19 protein-coding genes are annotated in these 18,302 nt (G+C 52.5%); 17 read left to right on the forward strand and 2 right to left on the reverse strand.

The window, feature by feature from the left end; genetic code table 11:
• Positions 1-4 precede the first annotated feature (4 nt).
• The 11 genes from ACWAU0_RS19360 (at position 5) to ACWAU0_RS19410 (ending at position 10,101) form a co-directional block, all read left to right on the forward strand.
• On the forward strand, positions 5-268 hold the full coding sequence (locus tag ACWAU0_RS19360; RefSeq protein ID WP_133120691.1) for a hypothetical protein: 264 nt from the start codon (positions 5-7) through the stop codon (positions 266-268).
• 1 nt (position 269) lies between these two features.
• Positions 270-833 carry a single-stranded DNA-binding protein gene (ssb, locus tag ACWAU0_RS19365; protein ID WP_458137616.1) on the forward strand — a complete coding sequence of 188 codons (564 nt, stop codon included), beginning with the start codon at positions 270-272 and terminating at the stop codon, positions 831-833.
• Positions 834-975: 142 nt separating this feature from the next.
• Positions 976-2,025, forward strand: a complete 1,050-nt coding sequence (gene bet, locus ACWAU0_RS19370) for a phage recombination protein Bet (RefSeq protein ID WP_458137617.1) — start codon at positions 976-978, stop codon at positions 2,023-2,025.
• A gap of 94 nt (positions 2,026-2,119) precedes the next feature.
• Complete coding sequence (locus ACWAU0_RS19375; protein WP_415878312.1) at positions 2,120-2,455, forward strand: hypothetical protein; 336 nt, start codon at positions 2,120-2,122, stop codon at positions 2,453-2,455.
• On the forward strand, positions 2,452-3,453 hold the full coding sequence (locus tag ACWAU0_RS19380) for a YqaJ viral recombinase family nuclease (RefSeq protein ID WP_458137618.1): 1,002 nt from the start codon (positions 2,452-2,454) through the stop codon (positions 3,451-3,453). The genes ACWAU0_RS19375 and ACWAU0_RS19380 overlap by 4 nt, the downstream gene beginning before the upstream one ends.
• A 351-nt stretch (positions 3,454-3,804) precedes the next feature.
• On the forward strand, positions 3,805-4,017 hold the full coding sequence (locus ACWAU0_RS19385) for a hypothetical protein (RefSeq protein WP_033159580.1): 213 nt from the start codon (positions 3,805-3,807) through the stop codon (positions 4,015-4,017).
• Between the two features lie 111 nt (positions 4,018-4,128).
• On the forward strand, positions 4,129-5,070 hold the full coding sequence (locus tag ACWAU0_RS19390; protein WP_458137619.1) for an AAA family ATPase: 942 nt from the start codon (positions 4,129-4,131) through the stop codon (positions 5,068-5,070).
• Between the two features lie 2 nt (positions 5,071-5,072).
• Positions 5,073-5,840: a hypothetical protein gene (locus tag ACWAU0_RS19395; protein ID WP_458137620.1), complete on the forward strand. Its 768-nt coding sequence runs from the start codon at positions 5,073-5,075 to the stop codon at positions 5,838-5,840.
• 83 nt (positions 5,841-5,923) lie between these two features.
• A complete protein-coding gene (locus ACWAU0_RS19400; protein WP_458137621.1) occupies positions 5,924-7,135 on the forward strand; it encodes a DUF3150 domain-containing protein in 1,212 nt (403 codons plus the stop codon).
• An 88-nt stretch (positions 7,136-7,223) separates the two neighbouring features.
• Positions 7,224-9,044 carry a VWA domain-containing protein gene (locus ACWAU0_RS19405; protein ID WP_458137622.1) on the forward strand — a complete coding sequence of 607 codons (1,821 nt, stop codon included), beginning with the start codon at positions 7,224-7,226 and terminating at the stop codon, positions 9,042-9,044.
• Between the two features lie 520 nt (positions 9,045-9,564).
• Positions 9,565-10,101, forward strand: coding sequence for a hypothetical protein (locus tag ACWAU0_RS19410; RefSeq protein WP_033158742.1), 537 nt, complete (start codon positions 9,565-9,567; stop codon positions 10,099-10,101).
• On the opposite strand, the gene ACWAU0_RS19415 is transcribed toward ACWAU0_RS19410, so the two are convergent.
• Positions 10,079-10,456, reverse strand: a complete 378-nt coding sequence (locus ACWAU0_RS19415; RefSeq protein ID WP_033158743.1) for a hypothetical protein — start codon at positions 10,454-10,456, stop codon at positions 10,079-10,081. The two genes, ACWAU0_RS19410 and ACWAU0_RS19415, sit on opposite strands and share 23 nt — an antisense overlap.
• 164 nt (positions 10,457-10,620) lie before the next feature.
• Between ACWAU0_RS19415 and ACWAU0_RS19420 the strand changes: the two genes are divergently transcribed.
• From ACWAU0_RS19420 to ACWAU0_RS19445, 6 genes are all read left to right on the forward strand, one after another.
• Positions 10,621-11,283: a hypothetical protein gene (locus ACWAU0_RS19420; protein WP_101053444.1), complete on the forward strand. Its 663-nt coding sequence runs from the start codon at positions 10,621-10,623 to the stop codon at positions 11,281-11,283.
• A gap of 149 nt (positions 11,284-11,432) precedes the next feature.
• The gene (locus ACWAU0_RS19425; RefSeq protein ID WP_033158744.1) at positions 11,433-11,930 is read left to right on the forward strand and encodes a hypothetical protein; all 498 of its coding nucleotides are present in this window, start codon (positions 11,433-11,435) and stop codon (positions 11,928-11,930) included.
• A gap of 113 nt (positions 11,931-12,043) precedes the next feature.
• Positions 12,044-13,807, forward strand: coding sequence for a DUF4942 domain-containing protein (locus ACWAU0_RS19430; protein ID WP_101053436.1), 1,764 nt, complete (start codon positions 12,044-12,046; stop codon positions 13,805-13,807).
• A gap of 134 nt (positions 13,808-13,941) precedes the next feature.
• Positions 13,942-15,594 (forward strand): ATP-binding protein, encoded by a 1,653-nt coding sequence (locus tag ACWAU0_RS19435; RefSeq protein WP_458137623.1) that lies wholly within the window; start codon positions 13,942-13,944, stop codon positions 15,592-15,594.
• A 286-nt stretch (positions 15,595-15,880) separates the two neighbouring features.
• On the forward strand, positions 15,881-16,456 hold the full coding sequence (locus ACWAU0_RS19440) for a hypothetical protein (protein WP_205454230.1): 576 nt from the start codon (positions 15,881-15,883) through the stop codon (positions 16,454-16,456).
• A 175-nt stretch (positions 16,457-16,631) separates the two neighbouring features.
• The gene (locus tag ACWAU0_RS19445; protein WP_117433616.1) at positions 16,632-16,751 is read left to right on the forward strand and encodes a transposase; all 120 of its coding nucleotides are present in this window, start codon (positions 16,632-16,634) and stop codon (positions 16,749-16,751) included.
• Between the two features lie 159 nt (positions 16,752-16,910).
• Here ACWAU0_RS19445 and cysG read toward each other — a convergent pair whose 3' ends face one another.
• Positions 16,911-18,299, reverse strand: coding sequence for a siroheme synthase CysG (gene cysG, locus ACWAU0_RS19450; protein ID WP_458137624.1), 1,389 nt, complete (start codon positions 18,297-18,299; stop codon positions 16,911-16,913).
• Between the last annotated feature and the right edge of the window lie 3 nt (positions 18,300-18,302).

Here is an 18,302-nt window from a genome sequence, read left to right on the forward strand (position 1 = left end):
TGATGTGAACGAATGGTTCATGATCGTAAGCCAGATTCTTTTTAGCCTTTCCGCAGCTGATGGCGAATTCGGCATCAGCTGCAAAAGCCCTTCAAAAAATCTCTGCTTCAATACCAGCCAACGGAATTGGTTGGCCATCAGCCTTCCGCTTCTCCCCAGACTTTCTCGGCTGGTCTTTCACGACCGCCTTGATCCGACCTCGGTCGGCGTTCCGTTTTTAAGCGGCGACGGTGGTGTTCCATCGGCGTGTCAGGTGCGTCAAGCCTGATGTGAGTATTAATTGTTTAACCCTGCCGGGCGTATCGATTCCCCCAGGGATTCGAGGCGTCGGCATGCCCATCGCCGCGCCGCTGGGTATTGTTATCGTTGAGTCGGGCGCGGCCGACAGGAGGAATGTCATCATGGCCAATCGCGGCGTGAACAAAGTCATCTTGCTGGGCCGGCTCGGCGCCGATCCGGACGTTCGCTTTATGCCCAATAACGGCGGCAAAGTCGTCGCCATCCGTTTGGCAACCAGCGAAATCTGGAACGATCCCAAAAACGGTAAACAGGAGCGGACCGAGTGGCATCGGGTGGTGTTTTTCAAAAAACTCGCTGATACCGCCGAACAGTATTTGCACAAAGGCAGCCAGATCTACATCGAAGGCCGTTTGCGTACCCAGCAATGGGGTCAAGCGAATGACAAGCGATACCGTACCGAAATCGCCGCCTTTGAATTGCAGATGCTGGATCGCCCTAGCGCATCGGCAGCCGCCAACAGTTCGTCATCATCGCCAGCAGCCCCTGAGGACGCCGATTGGGATGACGAATACAGCGATATGCCGATTCATTAAACCCCGGCGCGCCGATTATTGGCGTTCGATGGTTTGACGGTTACACCGCCGACCTTTTTCAGGTTTCGGTATTTCAACCCCCTGGGGAACTCCATTCCCTGGCGGGCGATGGCGTTCCCTTTTTTATTGAAGGAGACTCACCATGAGCCAAAACAACCGCAACAATTTACCCAAAACCCGTGACTTGCCGATGCCGGCAGTTGTCCAGCAAAGCTACGGTCTGTCGGAGCAATCCTGGAAAGTGTTGACCGAAGTCACTTTTCCCACGGCCAAAACCCCGGAAGCCATTCTGATGGCGCTGGATTATTGCAAGGCTCGCAAACTCGACATCTTCAAAAAGCCGGTGCATATCGTGCCGATGTGGAGTGCGGCATTGGGCCGCAATGTCGAGACCGTCTGGCCGTCCATCATGGAAATCCAGACTACCGCGTCTCGGATCGGTGTTTGGGCCGGCATGGATAGGCCCGTCTGGGGTCCTGATGTCAGCAAGACCTTTACCGGGCGCTACAAGGACGACAACGAGCAATGGCAGGAGTCCAGTGTCACCGTGACTTTTCCCGAATGGGTGGCAGTCACCGTGTACCGGATTGTCGGCGGCAAACGTTGCGCCTTTACCGAGGAAGTGTATTGGCTGGAAGCCTACAGCACGGCCGGCGGTAAAAACTCACAAGTGCCGACCGCGATGTGGATCAAACGCCCCAAGGGGCAATTGGCCAAATGCGGTAAAGCGGCGTCTTTGCGTACTGCCTTTCCAGAGGAATGCGGCTATGCCGCGGAGGAGATGGATGGCAAAACGCTCGACGATGTTGTCGACGGTACCGTAATCGATGGCGAGGCGACGCATTGGGAAACCGATGTTGGTTCTGCTGATGATCGGTTTATAGGAGCATCCGAGCCTACACCGCACGTGATTGATTTGTCGCAAATCCATCCCAAGGTGCAAAAAGCGGTCGCAGAGCTGGTTAGACGGACTGCGGCGGCAGGTGCCTGGAAAGCAGCCTACGACTATGCCCACCAGAAGTTCAAAGGCATGGATCTGACCTTTGCGTTGGCCGAGTTGGACAAGGTATCGCAAGTTGAACCCAAGGCAACACAAGCCCTGGAGCAAACCGAAAACACTGGCATGCCACCCTTGTCAGCGAAAGACATGGCTATGAATCAGGCCCGTCAAACCTTGGGTAACGCCGCCTAATACGCTGCTACCCAAAATTCCCTAACCACCCACGAGGGCGTCATGTTTCGCCCACGGGGTTGGACATGACACCCTTCTTTTATTAGGAGAGGTCATGAACACAAACGATCAATCATTAAACCGCGTGCCCTGTCATACCGACTGGCAACGTTACGATTCCCCCACGGTATTACGCCGTCACGGCCGGGGCTTTCTGGAACGCCTGTGGCGACCCCAGGGCAACGAACCGAATCCGCAACCTTTGAGCCAACCGGAACTGACGACACTTGCCGAGAGTTTTGGCGGCGTGTGTCTGCCGGCGCAAGACGAACTGCTGTTGCTGTTCGGCGATGGCTATTGGGCCCGGCGCTGCCAGACCCAGTTGCACAAGCTTGGCATTGAGACGGTGCGATTTGGTTGTCAGGTGCAGTTGACCGGATTTTTCCGATGAAGGTCGTCGACGTTTCGCAGCGTTCCGCCGCCTGGCGGCAGTGGCGCTTACAAGGCATCAGTGCCAGCGAAGCGGCCATTGTCATGAACCGTTCGCCGTACAAAACCCCGTGGCGTCTCTGGGCCGAGAAAATCGGCCTGGTTTTGGAAGCCAGCCTGGACAACAACCCGTTGATCCGCGCCGGCATCCAGCAAGAGCCCGAGGCTTTGCAACGCTTCGAGGACAAACACGATCTGATGTTGTTGCCGCTGTGCGGCGAGTCGGAACAGTATCCCTTGATGCGGGCTTCATTCGACGGTTTGTCCGACGCGAATGAACCCGTGGAAATCAAATGTCCGCACGAGACCACGTTTCTGGATGTACTGTTGAATCGGGAAGCCTCGGCCGCCTATCAGTTGTATTGGTGCCAGGTGCAACAGCAACTGCTGGTCGCCGAAGCGCAACGCGGCTTTTTGTTTTTCTACCAACATGACCAGGATGTGGAATTCGAGATTCAGCGCGATGAGCACTTTCTAACGGCTCTGGTCGAGTCCGCGATGGATTTCTGGTCGGCGGTCAAATCGAAAAAGGAACCACCCAAGGATCCTGAGCGCGATTTGTACTTGCCCCACGGCGATGTGGAACGGCAATGGCAACAACTGGCGGCGACGTATCGGCAACGGGCGTTGACCATCCTGGATCTGAAAAGCCAACTCAACGGCTTGGAGGATGAGCAGTCGCGCATTGAAGACACGTTGGTAGCGTTGATGGGTGATTACGTGGCTGCGGAGCATTCCGGATTGCGGATCAGCCGATTTCAAAGCCAGGGTGCTATCGATTACAAGGCAGCATTGCAAGCCTTGCAACCGGGTGTTCAGGCCTCGGCGCTGGAAGTCTATCGAAAACCGTCGGCTACGCGTGTCCGCGTGACCTGTCGGGACGACGACGGCAAACATGCCGAAGTGCCGTTCGACGCCCAAACCCTGAAAGACCTGGCGGGCGTGGATTTTTGGTTTTGAGTTTTCGTCGTCTTTCCAAGACATCCTGTAACCCCTGTGGTTATGGGATGTTCTTTGATTGACGTCAACCGGCCAAGATAATTTACGCCGGCCATATGATCGAATCAGTTATTTCTGGCCTGTCGGTTTTAGGCTGGGCTTTCAACAGAAAAGTCCAACCCAAAACCCGCATCGTTCAGGCATTCCTTTCTGGAATCCCGAATCCGGTTTCGACCGGCGTTCCGTTGTTAAGCGGCATGAGCATTTGCCTCGTGTGCCAGGTGCGTCAAGCCTGGTGTGTTTAGTTTGTCCCGTTGGGGTTCATCACCCTTGCGGGACGGTGACCCCTTTTCACTTTTGAAGGAGGTCATTATGAATCACGACTTTTGGAAAACCTTGCACGGCTGGTTGAACGTTGCTCATAGCAACGACATCCAGGCCAAAAAGCGTTTGCTGCTGGAGATGCACCGTCAAATCTCGGAGCCCGGTTTGAGAAGCGACATTCAGCGCATCCTGCGTTTGATGGATCGGGAGCTGTTGGCCCGCGCCGAATGGGCGATGTACTGCGTCATGCAGCTACGTTGATTTTTTAATCCGTCCTGGCATGCCAGGGCTTTATTCACCCGCTGGGGCTCATCACCCCTCGGGGCGGCGTGCCCCTTGTTTTTTCTGAGGCTAGTCCTCGAGGAGCTCACCATGTACCAACAATATTCCATTACCGACTCCTTCGGCATCCAGGCACCGGCTTCCATGAAAGTGGAAGGCTTTGTTCCGGCAAATAACCTCTATGTACCGGCTATTAAGCCGTATGTGTTTCGCAAGGATCACTTACGGGATGTATTGGCGTTTTTAGGCGCGCATAACGGCGATGGCTTATACCTGACTGGCCCTACCGGCTCTGGAAAAACCTCGTTGTTGGAGCAAGTCGCGGCACGTCTGAATTGGGGCGTGCATTCGGTCACCGGTCACGGTCGACTGGAACTGAACGATCTGCTCGGTCAGTACATGCTGGTCGACGGCGGCGCGATGAAGTGGATCGATGGCCCGCTGACCCTGGCAGTCCGCCTGGGTCATGTGCTGTTGATCAACGAAATCGATGCCATCGACCCCGCTGAACTGATCGGTTTGAATGAAATCGTCGAAGGGAAACCTCTAACGATTCCACAGACTGGCGACGTAATTGCCCCGCATCCCAAGTTTCGTTTGGTGGCCACCGGCAATAGTGCCGGATCGGGTGATCAATCGGGAATGTATCAAGGGGTGTTGCGGCAGAACCTAGCGTTTCTGGACCGGTTTCGCTTGATGGAAGTCGGTTACCCGGAGCCGGAAGACGAAATGAAACTGTTGGCTGATGTGGTGCCGAGCATGCCGGAAACGGTACGCGAAAGCATGATCAAGGTCGCCAACCAGATTCGAAAAGTCTTCATTGGCGGCGCGGATGGCGCTGGCATGTTATCGGTGACGTTATCGACGCGCGGTTTAGTGCGTTGGGCGTCATTGGTGGCCACCTTCAAAAGTGCGCCTAATGCCTTGGCCTACTCGCTGGATCGGGCTTTGACCTTTCGGGCCGAACCGGCTGAGCGCGAAGCGATTCATCGTATAGCGAAAGATGTGTTTGGCGATGACTGGCAGGTCTGACCATGGCAGCCTGGAATTTATATCGTCATCGTAACAGTGATGGCAGCTCCAAAGACTGGGCGGTCAGGAGTAATTCGGATGGTTCGATTACGACGCGTTGGGGGAAAACGGCAGATAGTTTGCCGGGCGTTAGCAACCGATACAGCGTTAAGCAGCTCGACATCGAACGACAAAAGCAGGCCAAAGGCTATGTGTTTGTCGCCGAGGTGGATATTGATGTTAACGGCAAAGTGGTGTTTCCGGTCAAGACTTCGGCAACGCCATTACAAACGTCTGAGCCTGATTCCAATCCCGAACCCGTGCCAACACCGCTAGTCGAGGCACTGTATTGGACCATTGATTGCCATGCAAAACAGTCTATCCGTGTGGAATTGAGTAACGAGGTCAGGCGACTGATCGGCGCTATTCAAACCTTGTCGGATGGTCATGCTACGCCTGAACAGGAATGGAATGGCTGGCAACAATTCATTGATGCGACCCTCAATGCCGAAACCTTTGAACTCAGTGGTCAGATCAAATCAGTGCATGGCGTTTTGCCCTGGCTGTTTTTACTGGCGCTGAAAGCAAAAGGCTTTAAAGGCGTGGAGATTGATATTGCCACCGAAACTGCCCGAGATCTCTCGGTCGATCTGAAGGTTGAACAGGAGGTGCTGGCATTTTTTGGCACAGATCTGGATAGCATTCGTGAAACCGCTGAAGTTTTGGGCTTGCTCAAACCCCGATTAAATCTGGCAGTGGCCATGTCCGACACGGACGACTGCTGGTTTTAAGCGTACTGTTATTTTTATTTAACCCGAAAGGGGCACATCTGCCCCAGCGGGATGGGTGTGCCTCTTTTCTTTAGGAGGTTCCCATGTCGCATGAAACGCAAGTGATCTTAGATCGCGTGGTCTTGGTGAAAGTCGAAGCCAATATCTACGGTGCCCGCAAGAAACTGAAAAAAGAAGATCTGGTGCTGGCCGACGGTAGCAAACTGCCGCCGGAGGACTTAGCCAGCTTAGGGTCTAAACGTTTACTCGATCCTGACCAGTTGACGGTGTTTAACCGCCTGAAGAAAGAAGCCGAACGCATTTGTTTACGAGTCGGCACTCGCTTTCTGGGTGGCTTTGCCGTACCGGTTGAGTCTGCTTCGAGCATTACCGCTGAATTGGAACGCATCGCGCTAGATTTTGCAGCGGCTAAAACCGAGTTTATTGCCGGTTACGATGCGGCGGTGACTGACTGGGTGGTTCGCCATCCGGAATTTGCCGGCATTATCGAGCAAGCGGTGGATTCGGTGGAGTTTGTCTCGACGCGGCTGTCGTTTGATTTTTTGGTGGTCAGTGTCGGTTTGCCCGATAGTTTGCCGCCGGCAGACGTCGCGCGTCTGGAAAGCAAAATCAGTTCACTCAGTGAGCAGATGTTCTACGAAATCTCCGTGGAAGCCAATCAACTCATCGAGCAGTCGTTGCTAGGCAAGGAGCAAGTGACGCGAAATGCGTTACGACCGATTCGCCGTATGCGTGACAAGCTCGATGGTTTGGGCTTTCTGGATCATCGGGTCGCACCGGTGGTCAGCACCATTGACGATCTACTGACGAGAATTCCCAACAAAGGCGCCATTGAAGGCAGCATTTTGCAGGAGATTCTGGCGACAGCGATGCTGTTGTCCGATCCGGATAAAACCCGGCGGCACGGTGAAGGCTTGTTGGTAAATCAAACACCTGTTGTTGAAGAGACGGATGTTGAGGAAATCGTCGATCCTGCAGAGTTAGAACCACCAACGGTACCAACAGCAACAACAGTCGCAACCGAACCAACACCAGTCATCGCTGAAAGTGTTTCAGACAGCCACGATTTTTTCGATCTGTTTGACGGCATCTTTGACGATGAAATGGAACCTGAATCGGTATCGGGGGACTGGGCGCCTGGGGTCTTGCTAGATAAAAGCCAAGCCGATGCTGCTATTAATGATTCTGATGAAGACATCAAACCGGATGATCAATCCGATTTGGTAGCAGTCACTGCTGATGGCGATGATGATGAGGTCGCTGCGGAGCATTCTGACCAGGACTACTGGTTCTGAATGATCTGACGCCATTTAACTATTCACGCACTGGGGCAAATTCATGTCCCTTTGGGGCCGTGGTTTGCCCTAAATTTTGGAGCACACCATGAAAAATAGAACCTTACACAACGCCTTCCCCATCGTGGCGGCCGCCATCGGCAATCGCTTTGGCGTCAAAGTCAGTGTCGGTGGGAATCAAGCCTATACCGATGGCAAATCCATTCAGTTGCCGGCTTATGACGGTGACGATGCGGAATATCAGGATGTGGCCTGGGGGCTGTTGGCCCACGAAGCGGCGCACATTCGTTATTCGGACTTTACGCTGCGCTACGGTAATTCAGTATTACGCCGTCGGCTTTGCAACGCGATTGAAGATGTCCGCATTGAGTATGAACTGGCCAAGGATTTTCCGGGAACTCGGCTGACGATTCGCACGGTAATTGAAAAGATGATTGCCAAAGGCGACTTTGTCGCCAGCAATATCACTGATCATCCGGCCAATATTCTGTATAGCTTCGTGTTGAAAAGCTTGCGTGCCAGGGTATTGGGTCAGTCGTCGTTACGGCCGTTGGTCGAAGAAACTGAAACCGCTTTGAAGGCAACGTTCCCCACCGGCGCTGTGACACGTTTGAAAGGCTTATTGTCCGAAGTCCCGGAGGGATTGCAATCCGAATCCGATTGCCTGCAATTGACTGATCGCATCCTGACCATGATTGAGCAGGAGTTCGAGCAACAACGGCAGCGCAATCAGACTCAGCCATCGGTTGATGAGGACACATCGTGTGAATCGGATGATACGGATCAGGCCGGTGAAACAGCTGACTTGGACAATTCGAACGCTTCGGATTCCGAGGATGATATGGAACACGATCAAGATTTACCTACGGATAATGACGACGAACAGTCTTCAGAATCCGGTGGTAACGATGATTCCAATCCGGAAAATCCTGACGATGAACCCAGTGCGCAGGCAGAAAGTTCTTCATCCAATCCGCAAGGTGATGACGAAGAGAGCACGGAGATTGCAGACCCGATGGGCGTCTTGCAAACCCTGTTGTCCGCCGGCGACGGTGACATCGAACAAGACCTGTTTGAATCCCTTAAATCAGCCTTGTCGTTGGCGGCGGAAAACGTGTCAGAACTGCTAATGCCCAGTGGCCACGAGCCACCTATGGACGATCAGGCCGGTGCGTTTTTTCTGCGTAAGGTACAAAGCGAATCGGGGAAAATCCGCGCCGCTTTACAAGGCCTGGTGCAGTCACAAACCCTCAACCGCTCGCAACACGCCTGTCGTGGACGGCGAATGGATGGTAAGCGTTTACACCGCTTACCACTCGGCGAAACCAAGGTGTTTCAGCGTAAGCAGGCCAAATCGGCGCCCAATACTGCGATTCATCTGCTACTCGATAAATCCGAAAGCATGGGTTATCAGGTGACCGATAGCCAAGGCCAACCCATCGGATCGCGTATGCCGATTGCGTTGGAAGCCACCTTGGCGCTGGCATTGGCCTTTGAAGGCATTCCGGGGGTTAATCCCGGTGTCACTGCGTTTCCCGGCATTCAAGATGACTCGGTATTTCGTCTGCTGGAGCATGGTCAACGTGTGAATACTCGCACCGGTGCTTTTTCGCTGGCAGCCACTGGCAGTACGCCGATGACCGAAGCGATTTGGTTTGGTGCGGCGTCGCTATTAGGTTGCCGAGAACCTCGCAAAGTGTTGATGGTCATGACCGATGGTCAGCCCAACGATACCTTGAGCACGCTGGAACTGTTGCAGCGTTGCCGCGATAGTGGCATTGAAACGGTCGGTGTGGGATTGGGATTGGATGTCAGTCATCTATTCCCGATTGCGATCACCATTCACGATCTATCAGAGCTGAGAGCGCAATTGTTCGAACTCTCGAAAGCGGTGTTGTTGGCTGCCTAAGTCTCGGCCAGTCATTTATCCGTAGCCCAATCCTTGGCTTAATGCCTTGGATTGTGGCTATGGGTAGCTGATTGCAACCGTAGTTTGTCGAAGGCTATGTTCGCGTTAGTAGTTGAAAGGACATTGAAGCCGTCATCCCGGCATGGATTGCCGGGATCCAAGTCACAAGGATGTGAAGAAATCTTGCCATCCATGACTTCTGGGCCCCGGCAATCCATGCCGGGGCGACGTCAACTATTAACGCGAACATAGCCTTGTCGAATGCACTCACATCCTGGAGCCCATTCGACAAACAGACCTTTCATGCGTTCTTTTCGAAGAATGCTGAATCCGACCTTGGTCGGCGTTCCGTCATTAGGCGGCGAGCAAGGTGATCCCTTGATCGTGTCGGGTGCGTTAAGCCCGATGTAAATCGCAGTGGTGCTACCCACTGAAAATCAAAACCCGCTTCGGGCGACCATCGCCCGGCCGGGCGCTGCTCATTCGAAGTGTTTTCTTAAATCTTTAAAGGAGAACTTCAATGAACTTTATTTTCGGCGTCATCCTACTGGCTATGTTTATCCTCGCCTTGCGGGTGATTTGGGCAACAGCATTGCAACTGCTGAGCGCATTCAAACACACAGCTCAAACGTTTCACCGCTATCGTGCGCAGCGTTTGGCACGACACCGGCTACCGGTGATCATGCCCACCATCCGTCACGAGGTAGATTGGTTGGCCATGTCGGATTCCGTGCGTCAGGAAATTCATAGTCGCAACGCAGGTTCCAATCGGCAAGTTGATCGATTGGATGTGGAGTTGCAGATAAAATCCAAAACCATGGAACTGATTAAAGCCGATATTCAAATCGCCAAGTTACAACTGGAATTGGAAAAAGTCAGACCAATGGCAGCTTTAGATGAGCCGAAAGCCGGTAAACTGACAAAACGCTCGAAAAAAACTACTTCAGTGATGGATGAAGATTTATCCAAATCATCCCATCCAGTGCGTCAATTGAGGACTGCTCTCAAGTCTGGTAATGGCCTGGAGATTCAGGCTAATGAGCTTGCCCGCCATTGAAAACCGACCACTGAGCACCCGTTTGTGTTTTGAAGATACGAACGGGGTTTCTGTTGATTGGTTGATCAAATTGAGTCGGCAATAAGTTTGATGGCAACAAAGCCGAAAAATCGTGTTGGCTCTCTCGCCTGAGTTGGCGAATACGACTTAATAACGTCCAAGCGATTTCTGGATCGTCAATATCGTTCAAGACTTCCGCTTCGGCAGCGTCCAAATCAGCAAATAATTTTTTGCAGATTGGGGTGGCTTGATCGTTGGAATCCAACGGAATCGCCATCGGTTTTCGACTTGGATACGTCTCTTCCGTCTGCTTAGGACTGAGGAAATCAAAAATGCGCAAAATATCGTCAAACATGGCTATTTCTCTGCTTTTAATGAGTTTTAGTCACCATATACCGATTTTTGCGCGAATTCAACCCCGCTGCGCAAGCCGATTTTCGGCTTTATTCAGCGACTTTACCCTTGCAGGAACTTCATCCTGCCGGGTGGTCGTTCCTGCATTTTTTGGAGAACATGACCATGAAAACAATCAACCAACCCATCGTTGGCACAACCGCTGTCGAAAACAGCACGGTTCGCTATCTGAATCAGTACCGCTGTCCCTACTGCCAAACCGAATGGGAGGATGTATGGGATTGCGCCTGTAACGATCGCTGCCCGGACTGCAACAAGGAGATCGAGCCTTATGAAAGCGCATTGATCGAGGGTGAATCGGTGGAAACCGAATTGCCAGACGAAAAACCCGCCTCCGCCAATGTCACGGCGGCGGCTGTGAATCGGCTTTTCGTAGTTTCTTATGAAATCGACTATGTGCACCGGGTGTCGGTGGGTATCACCGCGGATAGTCCCGAAGCTGCACAACAGATTGCCGAGCAGGCATTCAACGATGCCACCATTTGGGATGACACAGCTAACGTGCCGCTATTATCCGACGAATACCTTGAGTCGGGCGATGAAAGTTTGGCCTGGGAATGCGTGGCCGTTGAACAATGGCCGGAACCGGATCATTCGGTTCGGCAATTGAAGAAAGAGCAAGCGGCCATGCAAGTTTGCCGCGGTTTGGTTGAAGCCTATCAACAAGGCGAAACCAACGGCGGCAGTATCGATTGGGAAAATTTAGATCAGTTAATCCCTCTGGCCTTACAAGCCTTGGGAAAGCCTGTACTGGAGATCCCATCCTGAAAAGTGCGCGCGGTGTTTAAGCGCGCAATTTGCAAAAACCTGAGTTAGCCACGTCATTCTATTCGGCACTCATTTTTGTCCATCCACACGGGAATGTCCTATTCCCGCTGGGGAATCGTGATGTTTCCGTATTTTTTGAGGACAACATCATGACACAAGTCTTTGAACACACCTTCGGCACGGGTCATTGCATCCAGTATCAGCGTTTGCCGTCCGGCACCTGTTATCACGCCGATACACCGGAACCGATGGTTGATTTGTTGGAACAACTTCGCCATAGCCGACGCAAAATTCGGGTTTATTACGGCGATACCCAAACCGGTCAGTCGTGGCTTGATGAACACGATGTCATCGGCTGGATTGGCCGTTCGACAGGCACCATCAAAGTGCCGTTATTGATCGAACCAGGTGACATCGGAGGTCCAGCGTTACTGGATCATTGTATCGTCCGTGTCGACAGTCCCCGCCAGGTACTTTACCAACATGATGATTTTCGAGTTGGCGAGGTAGAACTGGTGAAAGGCGAGCTTAACCGCTTGCCCTGGGAAATCTGGATCGACGGCAGCGTGCATGCCCGGTTCAAAGTAAAAACCGAAGCCCGGCAGTATCAGGACTTCATTCAAGGTAAGCGGTTCGCGTTGATATGACGCGCCGTTTAATTTCAACACTCGGTTAAACCGAGTCTTTCACACTACCCCTGCGGGATGATGCTATCCCGCCAGGGATAAATCGGTCGTCAGGGGCTTCTTTGGAGAAGATCATGACAGACCCCTATCAATATTACCCCACGCCAGAAGCACTGAGCCGTAAAGCCTGGGCGACGTTCAAGAACCAACAATTCACTCGGGTATTGGAGCCTTCAGCAGGCGAAGGCCATTTGCTTCGTTCAGTACCGTACCAATACGGGAAACGTTTGCCGATCGATTGCATTGAAATCGATATCCGCAAGCACGCGGTTCTGCGCGATGAAGGCTTTGCCGTGGTGGGGATGGATTTTCTGCAGTTTCAAAGCGGCAGTGTCTATTCGCACATCATCATGAATCCGCCGTTTGCCGACGGGGCCAAACACGTGTTGAAGGCTTGGGAGATTTTGTTTGACGGTGAAATCGTCGCCATCCTCAACGCCGAAACCGTGCGCAATCCGTTTTCGAAGGAACGCCAGCTGTTATTGCGTTTGATCGAGCAGCACGGCGAAGTCGAGTTTCTGCCAGAAATGTTCGCCGGCGAGGATGCCGAACGCAAAACGCCGGTCGAGGTGGCCTTGGTCTGGTTGAGGAAAACCTCAACGTTTGAGCAGGACATCCTCGGCTGTATTCTGGATGATTTGCGCCAGGATAGGCGGGAGGCCGACGATTTAGCCGGTGAGTTTCAAATGCCCAACGAGTTGGCCTTACCAAACGCCTTCATCGACAATGCGGTACTGATGTTCAATGCCGCGGTCGAAGCAGCGCGACAGGCCGTGGTCAGTGAAGCCCGTGCCAGTCGTTATCGGACCATGCTGGGCAAAACCCTCGGCGAACTAAGCGGTGGCGGTATCAGTAGTGAAGACGAGTCGTCTTCGGATGCGGTGAAGCGGACGCTGTTTAAACGCTATCACGATTTGAAGAATCGGGCCTGGGTCAGCATTTTACGCTCGACACAGGTCACGTCGCGCTTGTCGTCGGCGGCGCAAAAACGCTTGGAATCGGATTTCGAAACGGTCAAGTCTTTGGAATTTACCGTACCGAATATCTACGGCTTTTTGCAAGGCATCATCGATCAGCAAGGTGAAATTCAACTGAGCATGGTATGCGATGTATTCGATTTGATCACCCGCTATTACAGCGATAACGCGGTGTTTTACATGGGCTGGAAATCCAATGATAAACATCGCACGCTGGGTATGCGGATCAAAACCACGCGCTTCATTCTGCCGGGTCACGGCTCGAGTTCTTACCAGAATGGTTTGAACTGGGAATCGGAACGGCTGCTGGCCGACTTCGACAAGGTATTTGCCTTGCTCGACGGCAAGACCGAAGCGGAAGTAAGTTTGGTATCGGTGTTTCGGCAGCATTTTCACGCACTTCGGGTCGGCAAGCGGATTGGCGGTAGTTATTTTGACGTTCGCTATTATCCCGGCGTTGGCACCATTCACTTTTTTCCGAAAAGTAAAACCCTGATCGATCGGATGAACCGTTGGGTCGGCCGCCAGCGCCGCTGGTTGCCGCCGGTGGACATCCAAGCTGGAAAAGGTTTCTGGCATCAGTTCGAACAAGCGGAAGCGTTCGATAAGGCGTTTCACACCGAAGTGAACAAGCAGTGCAAACGCAATGGTCGAGCTATCCGATTCGATCCCTTTTGGGCTATCAAGCACGGCGGGGAGTCGGAACGGGAAAGAGGCCATGGCCTGTTGACACAAGCAATGAGCACGGTACTTGTCAGTCGGGGTATCGATCCCGATGCGGTATTGGAAAACGCCCAATCCAGCTTGCTGGAATGGGCGGGGTCTGTACCATCGGCTATTGATCTGGCTTTGGCATCGTAATCCGGTGTTATACAGGTCTTTAACTTAACCACTGGCCTAGCCAGTACTACCCGCCTCGGGGAGATGATCCGTTCTCCCCGTCGGGGTTGGACTATGTCATGTCCTTGGGGCATTTTTATACCCGGAGATAACACATGAACACACAAAACAACGAAGTCGCGATGAAAGTCAACCAAGCCAATTTGGTCAAAAGTCTACGCTTCAGTTTCACCAACAAAACCACGGTCCTGGGCGAGCTGATCCAAAATGCTCGCCGGGCCAATGCGGCCATGGTGGTGATTAAATTTTGTCCTGAAACCAAAACGCTACAGGTTTTGGATGATGGCTGCGGCATCGACTCGATGGCAACACTACTAACAGTAGCCGAATCCGGCTGGAATGCGGATGTGGTTGCCCATGAGCATCCGTTCGGAATCGGCTTTTTATCGGCACTGTTTGCCTGTCGACACATCAGCGTCACCAGCAAAAGCGGTTCGATCGATGTCGAAACTGACCACATTCTGGCATTTAAGCCGGTGACGATCACACCCGTCCAAGACTGGAACGGTATTACCCGTATTACATTGCAGGATGTGGCGTTGGAGATGGGGCAAATTGCCACCACGCTGAAACGCTTGGTGCGCGGTTTTCCTATTCCCGTGCTGTTTAACGATCAATTGCTGGAACGTGCCTGCGCACTGGATAGCGGATTGACTTTTGTTGACACTGAGATTGGCGCGATTTATCTGCATGGCATGGAGCAACCCAATGGGGCGCAATATGAGTTCGATGTCTACCTGCAGGGTTTACCTTTATATTCCTCGCACAACTATACATCGCACCGCCATATCATTCATCTGGATTCTGCCCGTTTTCACGCCCGCTTGCCGGATCGTGACAAGCTGGTCGACGAGGCTGATGTGGTCAAGCGGGTTAAAGCCGTGCTGGCGCAAACCATCGAACAGCGCTTTATCCAGATGAAAGCCACGCTGTCTGCCGAAGAATTTGTCGGATTTTATGACATGCTGCGGCATTGGGAGCTTCTGCGGTTACTCAACGATGTGCCCGTAGTACCGCCCGAGGCCTTACGCGAAATCATCGCTTATCCGGTTTGCGATACCGAAGTTTTTGATAACTTCGAGCAGCGGCCGGAAAAAGCCATGCCCCGTGCAGACATAATGGCCCGCGGCATCGTCTCGATTGACGATGACATCAAACAGGACGGCGCTGCGCGATATTTGTTTGCCTGGAACCGTGATTATTTGCTGTACCACGGCAACCTGGATAACGGGCATTGGCTTCATTCACTGGTTCGGCATCTTAACGACGAAGAGCTAGCGATTGAAACGGTCAATGAAACGCACCAAGCTCAATTCCAAGGTGCTTGGTGTTGGGTTAGCGTACGTTTTTGCGATGCTTACCGTATCCGGCTTGGGCAGGATGTTGTTGAAATCAGGGATGAGGCTTGCTATCAAGGTCAGGAAAACGCTGATGACATCATTGTGCCCAAGGGCGATTGCTCGGCTCAGGTTTTGCAACAAATGGCCAGTTTCAGAAGCGAATACGATGAATTTCAGGAATCGACCTTTGAAAGTGATTCGGATGCCTTCATCGCCTTTGTGGTGGCCAATACCGCCAGCGATCCAGCCAATGCCATGCAGCAACTATTGCCAAACTTTTGCGGCTGTCCGGCGTTGTACGGCAAAGCCTTCGTGGTGGAGTTGGATCAGCAAGGTAAACTGGCTTCGGTAATGGCGTATCCAGCGGCTCAATCCGTTCAAGCACAAACACCTGCAGCTGATAGGTAGCTAAGTCACTTTTATATTAGCGCATTATCCAGCCGAATAATGCGCTCTCCTTAATCACCGCAAATGAAATCAAATTAAAGCTCCATTCATGGATAGTGAAAAATCAACTTTAGACATTCAGCCGCCAGATCCGTTAGGGTCGGCGGCTTTTTTGTGCATGGCTTTTTCACGTTGCGTAAAAAAGTAGTTAATATAATACCTAACCCGCGCGGCCGCCACTCGACAACCCATTGATAGATTGTCGAGTGGCGGCCCATGGAGCATTTATTTGCTCCGGGTTCACTTCATGTCCTTTTCTCTGCGTAGTAGCCATTTTCTGTCCCAATGGATTTCCGCCTTGCTTCCCGCCGTGCCGCCGCGTTCGCGGGCGACCTTCATCAGATTGCTGCGCGCCTGCCTAGTGTTGCCGGTGCAAACCCTGAACTTGGTGATCGACGATACACTGGCGATGCGCCACGATCATGAGCACAAAACCAGTCGCCCTGATTTCGTGCAGGCACAATGTTGGGCGACGCTTAGCGTCAGCGTCTTGGGTCACAACAAGGCTAAGTTGGTGCTGCAGATTTTTTCGCGTTTGGTGTCAGACACCGGCAATCGTAACAAGCTGCCCCTCGCATTAGCCTTGCGCGAGTCTTGGCAACAACACAGACGGTGCCGACACGGTTGTTATGCGACTCATGGTTCATGCGCGGCCGTTTGGTTTTGCCGTTGCTCAGCCGTGGCATCCAGGCCATTACCCAAGCCCGCATCGATCCGCCTTGTTTTTGCCGCCCGACATGTCCGGCAAGTCTGGTCGTGGCCGACCGCGGAAGTATGGCCAACGCCTGACGGCGGAGGCGATCACCACCTTGCCGGCGATTGAGTTGTCGCTGACCATCTAGGGCAAACGCGAATACGTTCGGCGCTAGCCTTGGCCCGCTTCCTGAAAGGAGCACCTGTGCGGGCCGGCTGGTGCGAGTTTTACGACGACAAAAAACTATCCTGGGCAAAGCCGCGCCTGTTGTTGGTGACTGAAACCGAACTGTCAGGTCGAAGCGATGGTCGAGTTTTACGCCCGTCGCTGGTGGATAGAACCCTTGTTCCACAATCTGAAACGCTCGTGGGGGATTTCCAATCTCTGGCAACAATCGCGAACCGCCCTGGAAACCTGGATGTAAATCCGCTCCACCGCCTCCGAGGTTGATTTTCGTCAGTTCTTGAACATAAACCCGCTATCGTCTGTTGATTGGCTCGTTTTTAAGAATCTCATATTGTTCCTAATGAGACCGTTTACCAAAAAGCCTCAGTTTCGGGCAATGCTAACCTCCACTTGTGATTTAGTCCGAACGCTGAAACCAGTCCAATTGTTGATGAAGTGTAACTACCGCACCGACAATAATCAGTGACGGCGGCTTGATCTCGGACTGTTCCATACGACTTGGCATATCCGCTAGTGTTCCGGTTAAAACCCGCTGGTTTCGGGTTGTACCTTCCTGAATGACGGCAATGGGGTGATTGGCCGGACAACCGTACTGGATCAGCGATCGGCAGATGATTGCCAATCCAGCCAGTCCCATATAAATCACAATGGTTTGATGGGGACGAGATAATTGCTGCCAGTCGAGATTGATACTGCCGTCTTTTAAGTGGCCGGTGACAAATGTGCAGGATTGAGCATGATCGCGATGGGTCAGCGGAATGCCCGCATAAGCGGCACAGCCTGCCGCTGCAGTAATGCCAGGCACAACCTGAAAGCGGATCCCGAGTTGGATAAAGGACTCGATTTCTTCACCCCCACGACCAAAGATAAAAGGATCGCCCCCCTTTAATCGGGCGACACGTTTGCCGGCCAGGGCTAAATCAATTAACAGTTGATTAATCGACTCCTGCGGTAGGCTACGGTTATCCCTCTGTTTGCCGACATAGATTTTCTCGGCGTCTCGTCGGGCCATATCGAGCACTTCGATAGAAACCAGCCTGTCATAAACAATAACGTCTGCCTGCTGCAGCAGACGCAAGGCTTTAAACGTTAATAAATCGGGGTCGCCAGGACCGGCGCCTATTAAATACACTTCACCCTGATTTGCTGTAGGGTCAGCCTGCTGCAGTTGCGATCGCAGCAATTCTTCCGCTTCGCTCTGCTTGCCTACAAAAACTAATTCAGCCACTGGCCCTTGTAAAATCTTTTCCCAGAAAACTCTACGCAGACTCGGTTGTACAATGCGTTGTTTGACCAATAATTTGAATTTTTCAGCCAATTGCACCAACAGGCCAAACGATGCCGGAATGGCACTTTCCACCCTGGCGCGTAAAAGTCGCGTTAATACGGGAGATACACCACTTGAGGATATGGCGATAAGTAGGGGCGAACGATCAATAATGGCCGGGAATATAAAGGAACATAACGCCGGATCATCAACCACGTTAACAGGGATTTTCCGCTGATTCGCCAACTTGGAGACCTCTATATTTGTGGAGCGGCAATTGGTAGCGGAAACCACGAGCCCCATACCGTCGATATCCTCATGCGTAAATGCTTTTTGACGGATAACGATTTGATTTGACTGTTGCATAGCGGCTACCGCGCCACCAATTTCCATAGCAACAACGACGATGTTGGCTCCAGCCCGGAGCAGTAATTCAATTTTTCGCGCCGCAATTTCGCCAGCGCCTACCACCAAACAAGTTTGGTCTTTAACTTTTAAGAAAAGAGGAAAATAATCCATAAC

This window comes from Methylomonas sp. Uni0009, assembly GCF_054188105.3.

Coding starts and splice junctions, on each gene's coding strand:
- ACWAU0_RS19425 (WP_033158744.1), top strand. CDS start 11,433: ATGACACAAGTCTTTGAACACACCTTCGGCACGGGTCATTGCATCCAG.
- ACWAU0_RS19410 (WP_033158742.1), top strand. CDS start 9,565: ATGAACTTTATTTTCGGCGTCATCCTACTGGCTATGTTTATCCTCGCC.
- bet (WP_458137617.1), top strand. CDS start 976: ATGAGCCAAAACAACCGCAACAATTTACCCAAAACCCGTGACTTGCCG.
- ACWAU0_RS19385 (WP_033159580.1), top strand. CDS start 3,805: ATGAATCACGACTTTTGGAAAACCTTGCACGGCTGGTTGAACGTTGCT.
- cysG (WP_458137624.1), bottom strand. CDS start 18,299: ATGGATTATTTTCCTCTTTTCTTAAAAGTTAAAGACCAAACTTGTTTG.
- ACWAU0_RS19380 (WP_458137618.1), top strand. CDS start 2,452: ATGAAGGTCGTCGACGTTTCGCAGCGTTCCGCCGCCTGGCGGCAGTGG.
- ACWAU0_RS19420 (WP_101053444.1), top strand. CDS start 10,621: ATGAAAACAATCAACCAACCCATCGTTGGCACAACCGCTGTCGAAAAC.
- ACWAU0_RS19405 (WP_458137622.1), top strand. CDS start 7,224: ATGAAAAATAGAACCTTACACAACGCCTTCCCCATCGTGGCGGCCGCC.
- ACWAU0_RS19395 (WP_458137620.1), top strand. CDS start 5,073: ATGGCAGCCTGGAATTTATATCGTCATCGTAACAGTGATGGCAGCTCC.
- ACWAU0_RS19375 (WP_415878312.1), top strand. CDS start 2,120: ATGAACACAAACGATCAATCATTAAACCGCGTGCCCTGTCATACCGAC.
- ACWAU0_RS19435 (WP_458137623.1), top strand. CDS start 13,942: ATGAACACACAAAACAACGAAGTCGCGATGAAAGTCAACCAAGCCAAT.
- ACWAU0_RS19390 (WP_458137619.1), top strand. CDS start 4,129: ATGTACCAACAATATTCCATTACCGACTCCTTCGGCATCCAGGCACCG.
- ACWAU0_RS19400 (WP_458137621.1), top strand. CDS start 5,924: ATGTCGCATGAAACGCAAGTGATCTTAGATCGCGTGGTCTTGGTGAAA.
- ACWAU0_RS19430 (WP_101053436.1), top strand. CDS start 12,044: ATGACAGACCCCTATCAATATTACCCCACGCCAGAAGCACTGAGCCGT.
- ACWAU0_RS19440 (WP_205454230.1), top strand. CDS start 15,881: ATGTCCTTTTCTCTGCGTAGTAGCCATTTTCTGTCCCAATGGATTTCC.
- ACWAU0_RS19415 (WP_033158743.1), bottom strand. CDS start 10,456: ATGTTTGACGATATTTTGCGCATTTTTGATTTCCTCAGTCCTAAGCAG.
- ACWAU0_RS19445 (WP_117433616.1), top strand. CDS start 16,632: ATGGTCGAGTTTTACGCCCGTCGCTGGTGGATAGAACCCTTGTTCCAC.